The 19,412-nt window shown below is 45.2% G+C and carries 15 protein-coding genes; 6 read left to right on the forward strand and 9 right to left on the reverse strand.

Annotated features, from left to right (window positions below):
* Positions 1 to 1,294, reverse strand: a 1,294-nt coding sequence (locus ELS82_RS15800) for an Ig-like domain-containing protein (RefSeq protein ID WP_167489342.1), incomplete at its 3' end; no start/stop codon positions are given.
* 420 nt (positions 1,295 to 1,714) lie between these two features.
* Between ELS82_RS15800 and ELS82_RS15805 the strand changes: the two genes are divergently transcribed.
* The 4 genes from ELS82_RS15805 to ELS82_RS15820 all read left to right on the forward strand — a co-directional run bounded on the left by ELS82_RS15805 (position 1,715) and on the right by ELS82_RS15820 (position 6,211).
* Positions 1,715 to 3,019, forward strand: coding sequence for a TolC family outer membrane protein (locus ELS82_RS15805; protein ID WP_134836327.1), 1,305 nt, complete (start codon positions 1,715 to 1,717; stop codon positions 3,017 to 3,019).
* A gap of 1 nt (position 3,020) precedes the next feature.
* Complete coding sequence (locus ELS82_RS15810) at positions 3,021 to 3,632, forward strand: OmpA family protein (protein WP_134836328.1); 612 nt, start codon at positions 3,021 to 3,023, stop codon at positions 3,630 to 3,632.
* Between the two features lie 100 nt (positions 3,633 to 3,732).
* Positions 3,733 to 4,086, forward strand: a complete 354-nt coding sequence (locus ELS82_RS15815; protein WP_134836329.1) for a DUF2750 domain-containing protein — start codon at positions 3,733 to 3,735, stop codon at positions 4,084 to 4,086.
* A 148-nt stretch (positions 4,087 to 4,234) separates the two neighbouring features.
* A complete protein-coding gene (locus ELS82_RS15820) occupies positions 4,235 to 6,211 on the forward strand; it encodes a tetratricopeptide repeat-containing diguanylate cyclase (protein WP_134836330.1) in 1,977 nt (658 codons plus the stop codon).
* Here ELS82_RS15820 and queC read toward each other — a convergent pair.
* Together queC and queE are read right to left on the reverse strand one after the other, a co-directional pair.
* Entirely contained in the window at positions 6,168 to 6,866 is a 699-nt protein-coding gene (gene queC, locus ELS82_RS15825; RefSeq protein ID WP_134836331.1) for a 7-cyano-7-deazaguanine synthase QueC, read from the reverse strand. The genes ELS82_RS15820 and queC overlap by 44 nt on opposite strands.
* 11 nt (positions 6,867 to 6,877) lie before the next feature.
* Entirely contained in the window at positions 6,878 to 7,546 is a 669-nt protein-coding gene (gene queE / locus ELS82_RS15830) for a 7-carboxy-7-deazaguanine synthase QueE (protein WP_134836332.1), read from the reverse strand.
* 157 nt (positions 7,547 to 7,703) lie between these two features.
* Between queE and ELS82_RS15835 the strand changes: the two genes are divergently transcribed.
* Together ELS82_RS15835 and ELS82_RS15840 are read left to right on the forward strand one after the other, a co-directional pair.
* Positions 7,704 to 8,513, forward strand: a complete 810-nt coding sequence (locus tag ELS82_RS15835) for a Cof-type HAD-IIB family hydrolase (RefSeq protein ID WP_134836333.1) — start codon at positions 7,704 to 7,706, stop codon at positions 8,511 to 8,513.
* A gap of 142 nt (positions 8,514 to 8,655) precedes the next feature.
* Entirely contained in the window at positions 8,656 to 10,293 is a 1,638-nt protein-coding gene (locus ELS82_RS15840) for a methyl-accepting chemotaxis protein (RefSeq protein ID WP_134836334.1), read from the forward strand.
* Positions 10,294 to 10,389: 96 nt separating this feature from the next.
* On the opposite strand, the gene ELS82_RS15845 is transcribed toward ELS82_RS15840, so the two are convergent.
* From ELS82_RS15845 to prpC, 6 genes are all read right to left on the reverse strand, one after another.
* Positions 10,390 to 11,817 (reverse strand): bifunctional NUDIX hydrolase/phosphatase PAP2 family protein, encoded by a 1,428-nt coding sequence (locus ELS82_RS15845; RefSeq protein ID WP_244230793.1) that lies wholly within the window; start codon positions 11,815 to 11,817, stop codon positions 10,390 to 10,392.
* 12 nt (positions 11,818 to 11,829) lie between these two features.
* A complete protein-coding gene (locus tag ELS82_RS15850; RefSeq protein WP_134836336.1) occupies positions 11,830 to 12,309 on the reverse strand; it encodes a GNAT family N-acetyltransferase in 480 nt (159 codons plus the stop codon).
* Between the two features lie 104 nt (positions 12,310 to 12,413).
* Complete coding sequence (locus ELS82_RS15855; protein WP_167489344.1) at positions 12,414 to 14,291, reverse strand: propionyl-CoA synthetase; 1,878 nt, start codon at positions 14,289 to 14,291, stop codon at positions 12,414 to 12,416.
* Positions 14,292 to 14,357: 66 nt separating this feature from the next.
* A complete protein-coding gene (gene prpF, locus ELS82_RS15860; protein WP_134836338.1) occupies positions 14,358 to 15,536 on the reverse strand; it encodes a 2-methylaconitate cis-trans isomerase PrpF in 1,179 nt (392 codons plus the stop codon).
* A 13-nt stretch (positions 15,537 to 15,549) separates the two neighbouring features.
* Positions 15,550 to 18,141, reverse strand: coding sequence for a Fe/S-dependent 2-methylisocitrate dehydratase AcnD (gene acnD, locus ELS82_RS15865; RefSeq protein ID WP_134836339.1), 2,592 nt, complete (start codon positions 18,139 to 18,141; stop codon positions 15,550 to 15,552).
* Between the two features lie 75 nt (positions 18,142 to 18,216).
* Positions 18,217 to 19,359: a bifunctional 2-methylcitrate synthase/citrate synthase gene (gene prpC / locus ELS82_RS15870; protein ID WP_134836340.1), complete on the reverse strand. Its 1,143-nt coding sequence runs from the start codon at positions 19,357 to 19,359 to the stop codon at positions 18,217 to 18,219.
* Between the last annotated feature and the right edge of the window lie 53 nt (positions 19,360 to 19,412).

Here is a 19,412-nt window from a genome sequence, read left to right on the forward strand (position 1 = left end):
CATTGCCCTCTTGGTAGCTCACTACCAAGTCACCTTCAAAGTCCGCCGCTTCCGCGCTGCCATCAAGGTTTAAACCAAAGGTGTACGTCACGTCACCGTCAACCGGATTGCCTAACGTGACATCGAAGGTCGCAACCGCGTCTTCCGCTACGCCCTCAGCACTCACTGACAATGTTGGCGTGTCGTCATCTCCACCATTTTCACCGCTATCTTGAATTACTGTATTAACGTTTCCGGATCCTACAGTGCCTAGACCTGATTCTAATGAAATCGAATAATCTTCATTTCCTTCGTAAACATTATCTTGTGAGGTTTTAACTGTGATAGTTAATTGTGTTTCACCTGCAGGTACTGACACCGTCCCATCTTCATTAACATTTAGAAATTCACCATTTGATAATGTAACAACTAAAGATTCAAGGTCATCAGCTTCGGAACTACCTAGCGTCAAGCCAATTTTAACTGTAGTTTCTTGAGTTGAAGGCTTGTCAAAGTTTACGGTATAGCTCGCCGCATCACCTTCGCTCACAACATCGTTGCCTACAATTGAAATCTCTGGGATTGGTGTGACTGTAACATTAACGACCAAGGTATCTGTTCCGCCATTGCCGTCATCTACAGTTACCTCGAAACTATCATTGCCGTCAAAGTTTTCATTTGGCGTATATGTCCAAGAACCGTCTGGGTTTACGGTTACAGAACCGTTAGAAGGAGAAGATGTTTGGGTATATGTCAGTGTGTCGTTCTGGCTTGCATCTGTCGCGGTTAACTGTCCGCTGATTGGCGTGTCTTCATCTGTGATGACCGCTAAGCTTTCACCTAGTGGTGAGCTGTTGGAGTCGACAAAGATTGGATCGTATAGGCGGAATTGCTCTAGTAGAGAGAGGCTTTGTGTTTCAGATAGGCCTAATGATGCAAAGCCCGTAGTAACAAAGTCTGTTGTCGCAATAGTTTCGGTACCATCACGAGTAACACTGCCTGAAGCTGTCAGACTTGACCCACTTTGACCACCCGCGGCGGTTGCAAAGTCTTCACCCAACAGTGTCGGGTCTTGGCCTTCTTCTAAAGCAGCAAAGATGTCATCGATCTCTGCTGTAAGATCTTGTGGTACACCACTATCATCGACCAAGCTTACCTGAGGTGATTGTTCCTCAATCGCATTTGGGTCGAAAATAACTTCACCTGGTTTTGGTAGCTCGCCTTCACCTAATACTCTTAGATTTCCATTGATGTCGATTACGATAACTTGGTTAATTCCCGCGTTACCCATTGCTACGTAAGTACCAAATCCCATACTAAAGCCCTTTATCCTTGACTAACACAACACCTGTCTACGGTTACACGACAAATGTTTGACTGATTATAGATTCACTTGCTTTATAAATTATCATTTTTCGGGCTACAGCCAAAACATTTTATTCATAGTTTTTAACATTAAACACGATACAAGTTGCATTTCTCATCATTGAGATTCTGACTTAAGATCTCATTTTTCGGCTGATTTTAAACAGAACGCCATGTATTTGTATTAAATTTGAGACAAGCATGCATTTGCACCAATAATTAACACTTGCTTAACAGTAATTTACCTAAATGCATTAGTTTTCTTATTCCAAGAGTGTTACTTTATTGGCGCTATTGATGGATATGTATCGAATTTGAGACAGTGAATTTGATTACTATCCTCTGCGAAGAGCACTTGAGGAGAACCAAAGTGAATTGGAATAAGTTGAAAGTACTAAGCTGCGCGGTTGCACTTAGCTTTCCAGCACATAGTCAGACACTAGAGCAAGCAGTCGCTCATACAATTACAACCAATCCAGAAGTTAAAGCGTCGTACAACGAATTTAGAAGTAAGTTTTTTGATTCTGAAGCATCATCCGGTGCTTATATGCCAAGAATCGATTTAGATGCTGGTATTGGCTACGAAAACGTCGATCTTGCCTCTGGTACAGAGAATGAACTTACTCGTAAAGAAGCTACTCTTGCGCTTACGCAGTTGCTTTGGGATGGTTTAGCGACATTAAATGATATGGATAGAACGTCTGCGGATGCTGAATCGGTTCGCTTCCAATTACTTTCTGACGCTCAAGACATTGCTTTAGAAGTAACGAAAATCTATCTCGACGCGACAAAAGCTTATGAAGTGCTCGCGCTTTCTGAAAGTAACCTAGCCGTTCATAAAGAGATCTATCGAGATATCAAAAAGCGCGTAGACTCCGGTATTGGCTCTACAGCTGATATGTCACAGGTAGAGGCTCGCCTAGCAAAGGCTCATGGTAACCTGCTTGCCGCTCAGAACAATCTCTTTGATGTTCACACCCAATTTAAACGTATCGTTGGGCAAGCACCTCAGGGACTAATTTTCCCACGCGCTGATGAAACTGCGATCCCTTATACGGTAGATGAAGCCATTGATACGGCATTTAACCAACACCCTGTTGTGAAAGTTGCTCAGGCAGATGTTGACTCCGCTCGCTTCCAATACGATCAAACCAAAGGCGTTAACTACCCGACCCTTTCTATCGAAGCAAATCAAACATGGCGTGATGATGCAGGCGGTATCGAAGGTAGCAGTGATGAGTTTTCAGCGATGCTTCGCATGCGATACAACCTCTATAACGGCGGTTCTGATTCAGATCGTTCGGAAAGTGCAGCTTATCAGTTGAATAAAGCGAAAGACTTCCGCGACCGCACTTACCGTGCTGTTGAAGAAGGTCTACGCCTATCTTGGAGTGCTTTGGACTTAACAGTTCAACAAAAAGAGTTCTTATCAGACCACGTAGACTCGGCATCTGATACTGTTATCGCTTACGAAAAGCAATATAAGTTAGGTAAACGTACCCTACTTGACCTTTTAAACACGGAAAACGAACTGTTTGAAGCTCGTAAAGGCTACTTAGACGCTAAATATGATGAGCAGTACGCTAAGTATCGAGTGATGAACGCAACGGGTAACTTGCTTGCATCTCTACGTGTTGACACCCCTGAAGAGTGGAATGAAAAGGTAGAATACTGATATGAACAAATCACTATTAACAATGGTTATTGCTGCTACAGTATTTACCGCGCCACTTAAAGCGGAAGATGTGTACGAATACAAAGAGACACCAAAACCAAATCAAATCGATGACTTACTTGATGATGACAAAGACGGCGTTATTAACGCGCGCGATTTGTGTCCTCAGACTCCAGGTAAAGCTGATATTGATAATGATGGTTGTGGTACTTACATCAAAACAGAAGAAGAGATGAATCTTCATATTCTGTTCCAAAACGACTCATCTGTTATTCAGCCTATGTTCTTAGCGCAGATCCGTGAGATGTCTGAGTTCTTAGAGGCGTACCCGTCTACTTCGATTGAGCTTCAAGGTTACGCGAGTAAGGTTGGTAAAGCTGAGTACAACCAGAAGCTTTCAGAGCGCCGTGCACAATCAGTGCAAACGGCTTTACTAGATAATGGTGTCGCTTCTTCACGTGTACGTATTGTGGGTTTCGGCGATACTAGACTGGACGAACTCGGTGATGACGAAGTCAGCCATGCAATGAACCGTAAAGTTGTCGCAACCGTTGTTGGACTTAAAGGTAACGTGAAGGAAGAGTGGTCTATCTTCACTAAAATCGAAAAATAACGTTAATTGTTACTTAAAGGGGGCTAATGCCCCCTTTTTTATTTGGCTTTTCAACGATGAGTGTTACTCTAGCAGCGAATTGACTTACGAGATTTTTCCAATGAGCAAATTAACTTCTGATATTCAGGCAAACCTTGAACTATTCGTAGCTGAAACCAAGCAAAACAAACTTGTTTGGGGTATGCGTAATGAAGAAGGCTGGCTAGCTTGCGACTCAACTGAGTTTGAAAACAGTGAGGTTATGCCTTTCTGGTCATCGCAAGAAGACGCAAAAGCACACAACGTTGAAGAGTGGACTGACTTTGAAGTACTGGAAATTCCACTTGATATCTTTGTTGAAGATTGGCTACTCACTCTTGCTGAAGATGGTGTGCTAGTTGGAACGAACTGGAATGACCAACTTGAAGGTAAAGAGATGGAACCTTCAGACTTAGCAAAATTATATCTTGATTAATCGATACTAGAAAAGCGCTCAGATGGGCGCTTTTCTTTTTTCAATACCATCCTACTCACCTCGCATTTCTCCAGGTCCTATCGACAATACATTGTACTCTATTTGTTTTACGCCCTAAAATACTGAAAACAATTAGAACTCCCTTACAATGAGCCATCAATTCGTCAGCTACATTCTTATTTTTATATGTACCCTACTTTCAGTGCCGTCTTCTCTCGCTAGCAATGACTGGCATAAGTGGGAGCTCGCTTTCCATGAAGTCTCTGCTAAAAGTGACAGCCGCGCTCTTAGTATGCTTGAAGATCGCTACAACGCACTGCCTCTAGGTTTTGAAAAACTCTACATAAGCTCAAAAATTCACAGCTTCATGGTACTACGGGGCCAGCCCTATCATGGGAATCAAATAGCATTTAACCAAGACTATACCAACCGAGAGCAACTGTTCATTGCTGCGCTAAACGCAGAAGAGCAGCTCAACTTCTCACTAGCGTTAAATAACTATACTCAGCTCCTTTCTTACGCAAACCAGGTCAATGATATTCAGGGAAAAATTTTGTTCGAATATCACCTTTGCCGTTCGCTTAACAAACAGGGACAGTACCAAAGCGCTAACCTTTATTGCAGTTCTCTACAAACTCATCTTGAAGACGTTGATCATTCGCTGTTACCCAAATATCAAGCACTGAGAGTGATTGCGAACAATTTCGAATCAATTGGTGATTACAAAACAGCATTACAGTCTTATCAAGAGTACCTGACGATTCTACCGAGTAGCGTTGATCCTTCTGGGGTGTACAATGATGCGGGGCTGTTGTTAATGACTTTGGGTCAAATAGACCAAGCGATAGAGTACCTCAATATCGCCTTAAAAATTAGGAATGAGAACAACTCACAGCTCGAACTTGCCCAATCTCATCATAGTATGGGGAAAATTCTACTTGCAGCAAAAAACTATGAGTCGGCCGTTCATCATTTCACTCAAGCAAAAACGATCCTTACTCACTATCAGCACAGCTATGGGCTTACCTATGCTCTTCTCGGTTTAGGTCAAGCGAGTCATTTTCAAGGTGAGTACGCGCAGAGCCATGAATTGCTGCTCGAAGCTTTGGAACTGGCATCAATACAAGGTAACGACCAACTTAGAGGTGAAATATATTTAACCTTAGCGTCTTCTCATCAAGCGCAAGGGAAATATATCTCTGCCAACAGCTTTGCGAATAAAGCCCACCTTCTTGGCCAAAAGATAGCAAGCGTTGAATTAAATACTTCTTCCTTGAAAGCGCTGGCTTCCATCGCTGAATCTCAGCAAGACTATCAACAAGCTCTCACGCTATACAAAGAATACACAACGTCAGAGTTGTCAAAGCGAACAATGCAGCATCAATCCGCTTACATTGCGCTAGATAGCACGCAAAAAGAATATCAGCAGCAAGCGAATCATTTAAAGTCGATTGAGACAAATAACCACTTGCTTGCAAAGATAGACAAGTTGAACACCTTAAACACAATTTATCTTATTGTTATCGCCCTATTATGCGGCGTAATGACTGTATATATTTGGAAGATAAAACAACGTACTCGCAAAGCGGAGTTGGATCATCTAACCGGCGCGTTGAACAGAGCCGCGGCCATACGCGAAATAAAATCAGTGCCTAAGCTACCCAAGCAAGAACAAAAGCATTTGCTGATTTTGCTCGACCTAGATGACTTTAAAAGCATTAATGACAATTACGGTCACCCAACTGGGGATATCGCACTGGCTCATGTCGCGGAAATTATAAATAGCCACCTTAACGAAGGCGATATATTTGGCCGATTAGGCGGTGAAGAATTTGTTGTTATTCTCAGGGAGGTCGACGAGTTAGATGTGTTGGAGAAAGTGGAGAGCCTGCATCAGGCTATTTCGCAGACACCTTTTGAAGCTGAGAACAAAGAGAAGGTTAACGTGACTGCAACCTTCTCGTATCTCATCACTTCGAAGAGCCTTGATGATTTTGATGAGCTCTATTCAATATTGGATCAAGCTCTATATCAGGCAAAACAAAGTGGCAAAAATTGTATCATTGATGCCTTAAACGAGCCTATTTATCTGCCTGCTTCTGCTTACGCACCAATTCAGCCATAATCTGCTCTCGGTTATCAAGGTAGCTATTTAAACCAACCTTACGCAACTCGCATGACGGGCAATCACCACAGCCGTCACCAATGATGCCATTGTAACAGGTCAGTGTTTTTTCACGCACCAGTTGCAAGGCGCCATATTGGTCTGCTAGCGCCCAAGTTTCTGCTTTGTCTAACCACATTAGTGGAGTAGCAATTTCAAGATCACGATCCATACCTTGGACCAGAGCATTGTTCATCGCTTTAACGAAATCATTGCGGCAATCCGGGTAACCAGAAAAGTCCGTTTCACACACGCCAGTAATCACTGTCTGCGCGCCAATCTGGTAGGCATAAATCCCTGCTAAAGTCAGAAATAGAATATTACGGCCAGGAACAAAAGAATTAGGCAGGCCATTTTCTTGAAGCTCATGAGACACTGGAATGTCATCACGCGTTAGAGAACTAATAGCAAGTTCGTTAAGCAGACCAACATCCATCACTTTGTGCGCAGCAACACCAAGCTCTTTCGCTAAGCTCTGCGCAACTTCGATTTCTAGTTTATGACGCTGACCGTAATCGAATGTAATCGCATGTACTTCGTCGAACTCTTTTAGCGCTTGCACTAGGCAGGTCGTCGAATCTTGACCACCACTAAATACTACAACGGCTTTTTTCATCTTAATTTCCTTTATGCAATGCTGAGGTATTTGTGAGTTTGAATCGACAAACGCCAATTGCGCGCAACACAAACATCAATACATAACTGAGTTGCTCGTGGCTTTTGACTGATCGGCTGAAGAGCAATTGTTGTCTTATCAGAAACCTGAGCTCTTTCGATAAGCTCATCTAGCTGATCGATGTCTTTTTGAGTCGCAACCGGGTGTTTAATTTCATTGGCACGTAACAGCGCACTATCAAGTACTGGCAACTTACCTTTCATTGCCACCTTTGGTGACACTGTCACCCAAGTGTTCGTCGTAGCAAACACTTCAGACGTTCCACTGGTTTCGATCTGGCATTGACAATCAATATCTTCAAACGCCTGAGTTAAAGGGCGCAAATCATAGATACAAGGTTCGCCACCAGTAATAACAATATGCTTGGCAGTGTAGCCTTGCTGCTTGTACTCATTAACAATATCTTCCGCGCTGACACTACACCATGTCGGTGAGTCTTCGGTCTTAGCGAGAATTTCATTTAGCGGGCGCTCATCTGTTGGAGTTGCATCCCATGTTTGTTTTGTGTCGCACCATGCACACCCTACCGGGCACTCTTGCAAGCGAACAAACACTGAAGGAACGCCTGTAAACACGCCTTCACCCTGAATGGTCTCGAACATTTCGTTAATTTTGTACAATTTGATCTCAGCCTAACTCATCTACTAATTTCTGCAGGAACGAGACATTAAAGGGTTGGGCAAGCTAGGTCAACCCATTCATAAATTGATCAATCCAACTCAAGCGATTATGCTGCCCTCTTTTGTCAAATTTTAACTCAACGTTTTTAGGTAAGAGATGTACAAACTGATCGCTCTCGATATGGATGGCACCCTGCTAACCAGTGAAAAGGCTATTTCACACAGAACTCAACAGGCTATCGCTCAGGCAAGAAAGCAAGGCGTTAAGGTGGTGCTTGCTTCGGGACGCCCTCTTGATGGCATGCAAGCCAAAATTGATGAACTTGATATCACTGGCGACAGTGAGTTTGTCGTCTACTTTAATGGCTCAATGGTTAAAGAGATTGGTAGCGGTAAGTTGATTCATTCCGCGATGATTTCAGGCCGTGATGCAAAACGCGTTGCGACTCTGGCCCGCGAACTTGGTGGGTACTGTCACGCATTCAGTACTGAGCTGGGTCTGATCACACCAGAGTTAAACGAATTTACGGATATTGAAGCAAGCATCAACCAGATCCCAGTCACCGTTAAAGACTTTAATGAGCTCGACGATGGGCACCCAATCATTAAGGCGATGATTGTCGCAGCTCCAGACACACTCACGGCTATTAGCAAGACACTCCCTGCTCAATACCGTGAAGAATTCACCGTCGTTCAGAGTGCTCCCATCTTCTTAGAGTTTCTCAATAAAGACAGTAACAAAGGGGTTGGTATCAAAGCGATAGCCGACCATATGGGTATCAGCGCAGAACACGTGATTTGTATGGGTGATGCAGAAAACGATCACCACATGATCAAATATGCTGGCTTAGGCGTTGCAATGGAAAACGCGATGGAAGAAACGAAAGCCATCGCTGACCACATCACTCTAAGTAACAATGATGATGGTGTTGCAGCAGTAATCGAAGCTTTTGTTTTAGCTCGATAGGAGATCGGAGGTTCTGCCTCCGATAAATTATACTCATGGTAATGACAAAATAATTTAATCAACAAAAACAAATGGTTATACGACACACCCAATTGTTACTGATATCATTCAGCCTTGTTTATTATTTCTACAAGCTGAATATATGTTTACCGATTTATCTATAAAGAAGAAAATCGTTCTGCCCGTCATTTTGATCATATTACTTTTTACCACTAGTTCCGTTATAAATGTCGTCACATCCCGGAGCCAGGCTCAACTATCTAGTTCGATTCAACAACACTACTTACCCGCCTTATTTACGCTTGAGGACGCCTATCGCGACTTGTATCAAGCGACTTCCGCAGTTCAAGCCCTTGTACTAGCAACTTCAGAGAAAGAAATCGAGCATCACCGATTTGAATACAAAGACAATGCATATAAAGCAATTCCTCGAATGGAAAGCGCAATAGAGCTAGTTGAACTTGATTTATTGCCAAAGTCACTGGAACAAGATATAGACCACCTTGTTAGACTAGGTAAGAACTGGCTTGAAAGTTATGAAGTGTTTATAAATACGCCTGAATCTCAGTGGCAATTGTTCTATGAGCAAAATAAAGGAACATTTGACCGCCAATTCATAGAGGTACGCGAGCAACTAAACGTAGTTAAGGATGCGATTGAAGCCGCACGTAGTGAAGCTCAGTTGAAAAATGAGGCAGCAGCAAAACAGGCAGAGTTAACATTAGAAATTGGTACGACAGTCGTTATTCTAATCGCTCTGTTAACCTGTTGGTTTTTAATTAAAGTGATAGTCAAACCCATCGAAAACATTACACAAGCGATGCACGACATTGCTTCCGGAGACGGCAATTTAAACCAACGAATTGCGAGTCAGTCAAAAGACGAAGTCGGACAACTTGCTGAGGGTTTCAATATATTTGTATCAAAGATACAGAACACCATTGAACAAGTCATTGATAGTGCGGCCTCTGTTCGTGCTGAGATGTCACACCTCACTAGTGTTGCTCAATCAATTTCTAATTCAACCAATCATCAACAACGCGAAAGCGAAGTTGTTGCTGCAGCCGTACATGAAATGCAAACCACAAGTCATTTGGTCAGTGAAAATGCAAGTAATGCTGCAGAAGCGAGCCATGGAGCTAACCAAGAAGTTCAATCAGCAAACCTAGTACTAGAATCAACTGTGAATTCTATTCGAGCGCTCGCTACCGATATAGATAATGCTAGTGGAGTGATCCACACATTAGACCAAGATGTTACAAACATCGCATCGATACTCGATGTTATTTGCGGAATTGCGGAGCAAACTAACTTACTTGCTCTTAATGCCGCTATTGAAGCTGCTCGCGCTGGTGAGCAGGGTCGCGGTTTTGCAGTTGTCGCAGACGAAGTACGATCTCTTGCTAGTAGAACGCAACATAGTACCGGAGAGATTCAAGCAATGATCGAGCGTTTGCAATCTGGTGCAAAGCAAGCTGTAAACGTTATGCAAGCAAGTAAAAATAGCAGCGACTCTACTATTTCATCGGCCCTGTCGGCAACTGAGTCACTACACGAAATCCTGACTGCGATCAGCAAAATGAATGAAATGAACACTCAAATTGCAACCGCTGCATCTCAGCAAAGTTCCGTTAGTGAAGAGGTTAACTGCAACGTACAGAAAATTGCAGACAATAGCATCGCTATGGTTGAAATGGTTGGTACCGCGGATCAAGCAATCTGTGCTCTCGAGAAACAATGTGAGCGCTTAGAAGAACTGGTTTCACAATTTAAGTGTTAGCACGAAATTAACGACTAGGCCGACTCGCATTAGGGTCGGCTATTGCAGACTAAGTAAAAAGGCAGCGATATGCTGCCTTTTCTTTACTCAGATCAATTAGCGCTTAGACTTGGTATTGATGCGAATGATCATTACAAACAACAATATTAATATTGGATAGCGGAGCGTTTCAGCAATTAATGACTGTAAGCCACTGTGAGACAACGTTGTCACCAAGCGATCCCAAACAAGATCTAAAGCAATGGCCAACAGAGCAGCAATAGCGATAGCCATCCCTGAAGCTCTAGTGTGGTCATCCTTAAGCGTCGCGACCAAAGCAGAGACAGTGATCGTGATGGCCAACCAATAAGTGAACGCAGGAATTGGCCAGAAGAATGTTAATACTGCCGTCAACACGACCAAAGTCAACCAAACTGCTTTAGATGATAAGGTCTGGATGAGGTTTATATCTGGCTTCACATCCAATCGAATCATATGCCACGCACAAAGTGCACCAAGAATTGCGCCACTCACGCTATCGATCAAAAACGCAGCCCCATTGTAGAATCGAGACAAACTGAGCCAGATAACAATACACAATAAGATTACAGACCACCGATTCACGGATAGTCGCTTACAAGCATGTAATACCCATATACCCACACAAAACCATATGGACATGGATAAGCTTGGTAAACTGTACCCATAGCTATGTGCAACCTCTACAGCTGGTATATATACATGTGGCCTTGGATGGTTAAAGCCTTGCTGTGCTATCAAGGCGAGAAGCGATGTTACTGTAACCGCAAAAAACACTTTGTAAGCAAACTGCTTTCCAAACTTCCAATAAATAAGTGGGATAACAACAAGCAATAGAGTTGGAGTTGCTAGTACCCCGCCCGCATAGAATATGTACTCAATAATGGAACGTGTTTCAGAGGGAAGTCGATGGATCGCACTTTGAGCTTGTACCATCCAATCCAACTCTATCTGATTGATCTCAGGGGCGGCTTCGACAAGGTTTCCAACATAAACGACTGGTTGATCGGTGGCACTAGGCAAGGTGTCAATTAGCCATTGTAGTTGCTCGGGAAACCGGTATCTGTGCGCAGGTACTACTGCAGGATCGATCAAGGTAGCCGACGCAACTTCGATACCATAGTGTGGTGCAAACCAAACCGGTAGCTCATTACCATCAAGATGGTTGTTAAACTGAAAAGCAACAATATCAGAGTCACTCACGCAGTCGTAGAATATTGCTTCCTCTGTACGCCCTAATTCACCCGCAATTGAAACCACAAGCCCAGTTTCTTCCCAAGTTTCACGCTGCGCGGCCAAAGCTGGGTCTTCCCCTTGAAGAATGGTTCCGGCAGGTAACGAGAGCTTTTTGGTCAATATTTCATTGACCATTACAACTTTATCATCAGACCGGATTACGCAAACTGCCCCTTTAAGATTGGATGCTTCATTCGCTGAGGCAATAGGTAGCGAAGTAATGAAGAACAAACCGATAAGGAATATAAAAAGGTTTCGAGTCAGTGTCATAATGTCCATGATTTAAGAGGTAACGGCTTTACGCATCCAATGGATGTGATGGTTAAAGCCCGAGTGGTTATAAAATTCAATAGCAAGTTGGTTAAACTCCCATACTTCAACGAAGATTTGTTTAACACCATACTCTTCAAATCGAGTTTCGAGCTCGCTGCAAAGACGCTTAGCAATGCCTTTCTCTCGATAGGTTGGCTTTACATAAAGCTCATCGATACTTCCCATTTGCACAGGTTGACTCACAGTCGATACAAGCTCACAAAAATGTCCGGAGATAAAGCCGACGACACGCTCCCCCTTACATGCAACCAAAACGATGCATTCAGGGTCATCAATGTAACGTGCAATGCTCTTCTCTTGCTCGATTTCCTGCGCACTTTTAAAGTGCTCCGGGCATTGGCGGTGATGCTCATCATGCAACTCAAACATTTGATCATTGAGCTGCTCCAAATCGTTCATCGACGCCGCGCGAATAGTTACTTTCTGCATAAATATTTTCGCGTAACGAATAAAGTCATAGTTTGGCTGTTTAACAAAAATATATCAATAAAAAAGCCCCTACAAATAGGGGCTTCATCTTATATTTCCTGAGCTTAAGCTTTTAATACACGCTCAATTTCTTCTAAGCTGGTCGGGTCATCAATCGTCGATGGCACCGTATACTGTTCTCCATCCGCGATTTGGCGGATCGTCCTACGCAAGATTTTTCCTGAGCGAGTCTTAGGTAAACGCTCAACCACCAGCGCGTGCTTAAAGCAGGCAACGGCGCCGATTTCATCACGAACCTTACCAACCAGCTCGCCTTCGAGCTGAATGTCATCAACCTTAACGCCGTCTTTGAGTACCACTAGGCCAAGAGGCATCTGACCTTTAAGTTCGTCATGTACGCCAACTACTGCACATTCTGCAATCGCTGGGTGGCCGCCGACGATCTCTTCCATCTCACCGGTTGATAATCGGTGGCCGGCAACGTTAATCACGTCATCAATACGGCCCATAATGAACAGGTAACCCTCTTCGTCAAGGTAACCACCATCACCCGATACGTAGTAACCTGGGAACTGGCTAAGATAGCCCGATTCGAAACGGTCGTGGTTACGCCATACCGTAGGCAGACAACTTGGAGGCAGTGGGCGCTTAAGAGCTACAAACCCTTGTTGGTTCGCTTTTACCCTCTCACCAAGCTCATTGAGGATCTCAACCTGATAACCTGGGATTGGCTTAGTTGCCGAACCAGCCTTTACTGGCATAAGCTCGATACCCGTCGGATTACCGGCAATTGCCCAACCTGTTTCTGTTTGCCACCAGTGGTCAATCACAGGCTTATCCGCTTTGCTTTCGACCCATTCTAGAGTTGGCGGATCAAGGCGCTCACCCGCCATAAAGATAGTTTTTAAGCTTGATAGGTCATACTGGTTAATAAAGTTACCATCCGGATCTTCTTTCTTGATTGCACGGAACGCCGTTGGCGCCGAGAACAGAACCTCGACTTTATACTCTTCACACACTCGCCAGAAGGCGCCCGGATCTGGAGTACGAACGGGTTTGCCTTCAAACAGTACCGTTGTACAGCCGTGAATCAGTGGTGCATAGACAATGTAAGAGTGACCAACCACCCAACCGACGTCCGATGCAGCCCAGAAGACGCCATCTTGAGGAATGTTATAGATAGAGGTCATTGAGTACTTCATCGCGACCGCATGACCGCCATTATCACGTACAACGCCTTTCGGTTTCCCCGTAGTGCCCGAGGTATAGAGGATGTAAAGCGGATCCGTTGCTAAAACAGGAACACACGCATGAGGAAGCGCAGAGTCATAAGCCGACGCCCAATCCACATCTCGCTCTTTGTTAAGCTCAGCTTCACACTGAGATCTTTGTAAGACCAAGACACTTTCTGGCTTCCAGCGACTGTCCATAATCGCTTTATCCACCAGAGGTTTATATGGAATGACTTTCGCCACTTCAATCCCACAAGACGCCGTCATCACCACTTTTGGCTCAGCATCTTCAAGACGCACGGCAAGCTCGTTCGCGGCAAAGCCACCAAAAACCACCGAATGAATTGCGCCAAGTCGCGCACATGCCAGCATCGCCATCGCAGCTTCCGGTATCATCGGCATATAGATTACGACCCGGTCGCCTTTGGCTACGCCTTGAAGGGCAAGCATACCGGCGATTTTTGCGACTTTGTCTCGCAGCTGGTAATAGGTGTATTGCTGCTTTGTCCCAGTCACTGGCGAGTCATAAATCAAGGCAACATGATCACCTCTTCCCTGCTCGCAATGGTAATCTAACGCTAGCCAAGAGGTGTTAAGAACACCATCTGGAAACCATCGTTCTATACCGTTTTCGTCGTTGGCTAATATGGTTTGTGGCGATTTAAACCAATCAATATTGTTCGCCTGTGCGCCCCAAAATGATTCCGGCTCACTGAGTGCCCATTGATATTCTTTCTGATATGCAGACATATTGCTTCCTCCAGTATGTCCTGACATTGCTTTATTTATGTCGTTAGGTAATTGACTTAGTGCCAATTACTCAAAGATATCGGAGGGTACACGCACAAAGCCCTCCATTAAGATGCGAGCGCTTCGGCTCATTGACGCTTTTTCTGCGGTCCAACCATCGCCAGCGTTCAGCGCTTTGGCACCGACTTTAAGTGTGCCTGACGGATGGCCAAACGTGACGGACTCTCGCTCACCGCCACCACAGACATTATTCACTAACGTACCGGGAACACATGCCGCAACAGCGATAGCAACCGCTGCAGTGCCCATCATTGCGTGGTGGAGCTTGCCCATCGATAACGCTCGCACCAGCAGGTCAACCTGTTGTGTATCGATTTTCTTGCCACTTGATGAAACATAGCTTTTGGGCTGTGATACAAACGCTATTTTAGGCGTGTGCTGGCGGCTACTGGCTTGCTCTACAGACTCAATAAGGCCCATTTTTAACGCGCCATAGGCTCGGATGGTTTCAAAGCGGTCTAATGCAGCTTGATCACTGTTGATCGCCTCTTGTAGCTCGGTGCCTTGATAACTTAGTGCCTCTGCATCAATAAAGATGGTCGGGATCCCTGCATTAATCAGGGTCGCACTAAAGGTCCCTATATTCGGCACTTCCAAGGAGTCCACTTGGTTACCAGTTGGGAACATACTTCCTTCGCTTGCTCCCGGAGACATAAAGTCGACTTGTATTTCGGCTGCAGGAAACGTCACGCCATCAAGTTCAAACAGTCCTGTTTCTTGAACGCAGCCGTCAACAATTGGAACATGAACAACAATGCTCTTGGCGATATTTACCTGCCAGACTCGCACCTCTACGATACCGTTGTGTGGAATGCGCTGTGGGTCTATCAGGCCAGCATGAATGGCAAAAGGCCCGACGGCAGCAGACAAGTTGCCGCAATTGCCACTCCAATCGACAAACGGTTTATCAATTGATACCTGCCCAAACAGATAGTCCACATCGTGATCAGGGCAAGTACTTTTCGAAACAATCACCGTCTTGCTTGTACTTGACGTCGCCCCGCCCATACCGTCAATTTGCTTACCATAAGGATCAGGGCTACCAATGATGCGTAGCAATAACTTATCTCTTACTTGACCCGGTTCTTGCGCTTGCGCTGGGAGCTCTTCGAGATTAAAAAAGACCCCTTTACTGGTGCCCCCGCGCATATAGGTAGCGGGAACCTTAATTTGACTTGATGCCATGATTACCTCCTACCTATTGTGCTAAGAAGTCTTGAGCAAAGCGCTGTAATACGCCACCTGCTTTATAGACATTCACTTCGTCTTCAGTATCTAAGCGACACGTTACCGGAACATCAACTTTTTCACCGTTTGTCCGGGTCACCACTAGCGCTAAGTCTGCTCCCGGCGTTATTTCACCGATCACATCATAAAGCTCGCTACCGTCTAGCTGGAGGGTCTTGCGATCTGTGCCTGCTTTAAACTGCAATGGCAATACGCCCATACCCACCAGGTTCGTTCTGTGAATACGCTCAAAACCTTCTGCTGCAATGGCTTCAACACCAGCCAAACGTACACCTTTCGCGGCCCAATCACGCGATGACCCTTGGCCGTAATCCGCACCTGCGATAATGATCAGTGGTTGCTTGCGCTGCATATAGTTCTCGATGGCTTCCCACATACGGGTCACCTTGCCTTCAGGCTCGACTCTAGTCAGTGAACCTTGAACCACTTCGCCTTGCTCTAATACCATCTCATTGAATAATTTAGGGTTAGCAAACGTTGCTCGCTGTGCGGTTAAGTGGTCGCCTCGGTGAGTTGCGTATGAGTTAAAATCTTCCTCCGGCACGTCCATAGAAGCAAGGTATTCACCAGCGGCACTGCTCGCTAAAATCGCGTTAGACGGTGATAAATGATCAGTTGTGATGTTATCGCCTAACACTGCTAACGGCCGCATTCCTGAAAGGCTGCGCTCTCCTGCCAGCGCTCCTTCCCAATAAGGCGGCCTGCGTATATAGGTACTCTTTGGTCGCCAGTCGTATAAAGGATTGCTGCTGCGCTCATCGTCATCAAGCTTAAACATTTGGATATAGACCTGTTTAAACTGCTCAGGTTTGACGTGCTTACCCACGACAGCATCAATCTCTTCGTCCGTTGGCCATAAATCATTAAGATAGACTGGATTGCCGCTTTGGTCAGTGCCTAATGAGTCACGTTCGATATCAAAACGCATCGTCCCAGCTAATGCATAAGCAACCACGAGTGGAGGTGAGGCAAGAAACGCCTGTTTAGCATAAGGATGGATACGCCCATCAAAGTTACGATTCCCTGATAAGACAGCTGTGGTGTACACGTCTCGTTCAATGATCTCTTGCTGAATCTCAGGGTCGAGAGCGCCACTCATACCGTTACATGTCGTGCAAGCATAAGCCACGATACCAAAACCGAGCTTTTCCAATTCCGGTAACAGCCCGGCATCTTCTAAGTAAAGTTTGGCAACCTTTGATCCCGGAGCGAATGAAGACTTCACCCAAGGTTTTCTAATTAGGCCGAGCTCATTGGCTTTCTTAGCCACAAGGCCCGCTGCAACCACATTACGGGGGTTACTGGTATTGGTGCATGATGTTATCGCCGCAATAATTACCGCGCCATCTGGCAATTGCTGAGAAGACTGCTCTTCTATCGCATTACCTGCAATGCCGCGTGCAACAAGCTCGGAGGTAGGAAGTCGACGATGAGGGTTCGATGGCCCCGCCATATTGCGAGTTACCTGAGACAAATCAAACTCAAGCACACGCTCATACTGAGCCGTTTCCAAATCATCAGCCCACAAGCCAGTTTGCTTAGCGTACTGCTCTACCAGTGCAACCTGCTCTTCATCACGACCAGTCAACTTAAGGTAATTGATTGTCTGCTCATCAATATAGAACATACCCGCAGTGGCACCGTATTCTGGCGTCATATTAGATATTGTCGCTCGGTCGCCAATCGTAAGATCTCTTGCTCCCTCGCCAAAAAATTCAAGGTAAGAAGAAACCACACGTGCATTGCGCAGAAACTCAGTGATTGCCAAAACAATATCTGTAGCGGTAATACCTGGCTGACGCTTACCTGTCAGTTTTACACCAACAATATCAGGCAGTCTCATCATCGAAGGACGCCCGAGCATCACCATTTCCGCCTCTAAGCCGCCGACACCGATAGCAATGACGCCTAATGCGTCAACATGGGGCGTATGGCTATCGGTCCCAACGCAGGTATCTGGGTACGCAATCCCTTGTTTCGCTTGAACAACTGGCGACATTTTCTCTAAGTTGATCTGATGCATAATGCCGTTACCCGCAGGGATCACGCTGACATTTTCAAATGCCGTTTTACACCACTCAATAAAATGAAATCTGTCTTCATTGCGGCGTTCTTCTATCGCGCGATTTTTCTCAAACGCCTTCGGATCGTACCCGCCGTGTTCTACGGCTAATGAGTGATCAACAATGAGTTGCGTTTCGACCACAGGGTTAACCTTAGCGGGATCTCCCCCCTGCTCTGCAATGGCATCTCTTAGCCCTGCAAGATCGACAAGTGCCGTCTGGCCAAGGATGTCATGACATACCACGCGGGCCGGATACCAAGGAAAATCGAGGTCTCTCTTACAATAAATAAGCTGCTCTAGGCTTTGATTTAGTTTGCTAGGCTCACAGCGTCGAACCAGTTGTTCGGCTAATACGCGGGAGGTATAAGGTAGCTTTTCATACGCACCATCAGATAGTGCATTGACCGCTTCTCTGGCATCGAAATAGTCAAGATCGGTTCCCGGGAGCGCTTTTCGGTATAAAGTGTTATTGCTCATATCTGCTTCCATTCAGGTAATAGGTTATTCGCCTCACCGCGTTGTGAGGCGAATCGTTGACAATTACCTAGCCGCTTAGCGACTTTCGATATCAACCCAGTCTTGATGATCAGGTCCGGTATAATCCGCACTTGGGCGAATAATGCGGTTATTCGCGCGTTGCTCATAGACATGCGCAGCCCAACCCGTCAATCGACTCATCACGAAGATTGGCGTGAACAATTTTGTCGGAATATCCATAAAGTGATAAGCAGAAGCGTGGAAGAAGTCCGCATTACAGAACAGACCTTTTTCGCGTTTCATTACGGATTCTACACGTTCAGACACTGCATAAAGGTGAGTATCGCCCACCGCTAAAGACAGCTCTTTCGACCAACGTTTGATGAGCGCATTTCTTGGGTCACTTTCACGATAGATAGCATGACCAAAGCCCATAATTTTGTCTTTGTTAGCTAACATCTGCATGATGTTGTTTTCCGCTTCTTCTGGCGTTTGCCAATCTTGGATCATCTCCATTGCGGCTTCATTTGCACCACCATGCAGAGGGCCACGTAGCGTACCAATTGCTGCGGTAATGCATGAGTGAATATCTGATAGCGTTGACGCACACACGCGTGCAGCAAAGGTTGAAGCATTGAATTCATGCTCTGCGTATAAGATTAGCGAACAGTGCATCACTTGTTTGTGGATCTCTGTTGGCTCTTTATCCGTTAACATCTTAAGGAAGTAGCCGCCAATACAAGGCTCAGATTGGTCTTGGGTATCGATGCGAACGCCGTCATGACTAAAGCGATACCAGTAACAGATGATGGCAGGAAACAGTGCCAACATTCGCTCTGTCGCATCGAGTTGCTGGTCAAAACTCATTTCTTGCTCAAGATTGCCCAGTACTGAACAACCAGTTCGCATGACATCCATTGGGTGAGCTGATGCCGGAATCAGTTCAAGCGCTTGTTTTAGCTCGGCAGGTAAGCCACGCAAACTTGTTAAGCGCGTTTTATATTCATCCAGCTCTTTCTGATTCGGTAAGTGACCGCGTAACAGTAGGTGAGCAACTTCTTCAAACTGAGCGTTATTGGCCAGATCGGTAATATCATAGCCACGATAGGTTAATCCTGTCCCCGTTTTCCCGACAGTACACAAAGCTGTGCTACCAGCGCTTTGACCACGTAGGCCTGCGCCGCCTAACTCTTCATTCTTTTTTGATGATAGAGGCATTTTTTGAACTCCTTTTCTGTTTGATCTCGCCCTCTTTTCGGAGCATTTTGTAA

Source organism: Vibrio ouci, assembly GCF_004551525.1.
GTDB classification, from domain to species: Bacteria; Pseudomonadota; Gammaproteobacteria; order Enterobacterales; family Vibrionaceae; genus Vibrio; species Vibrio ouci.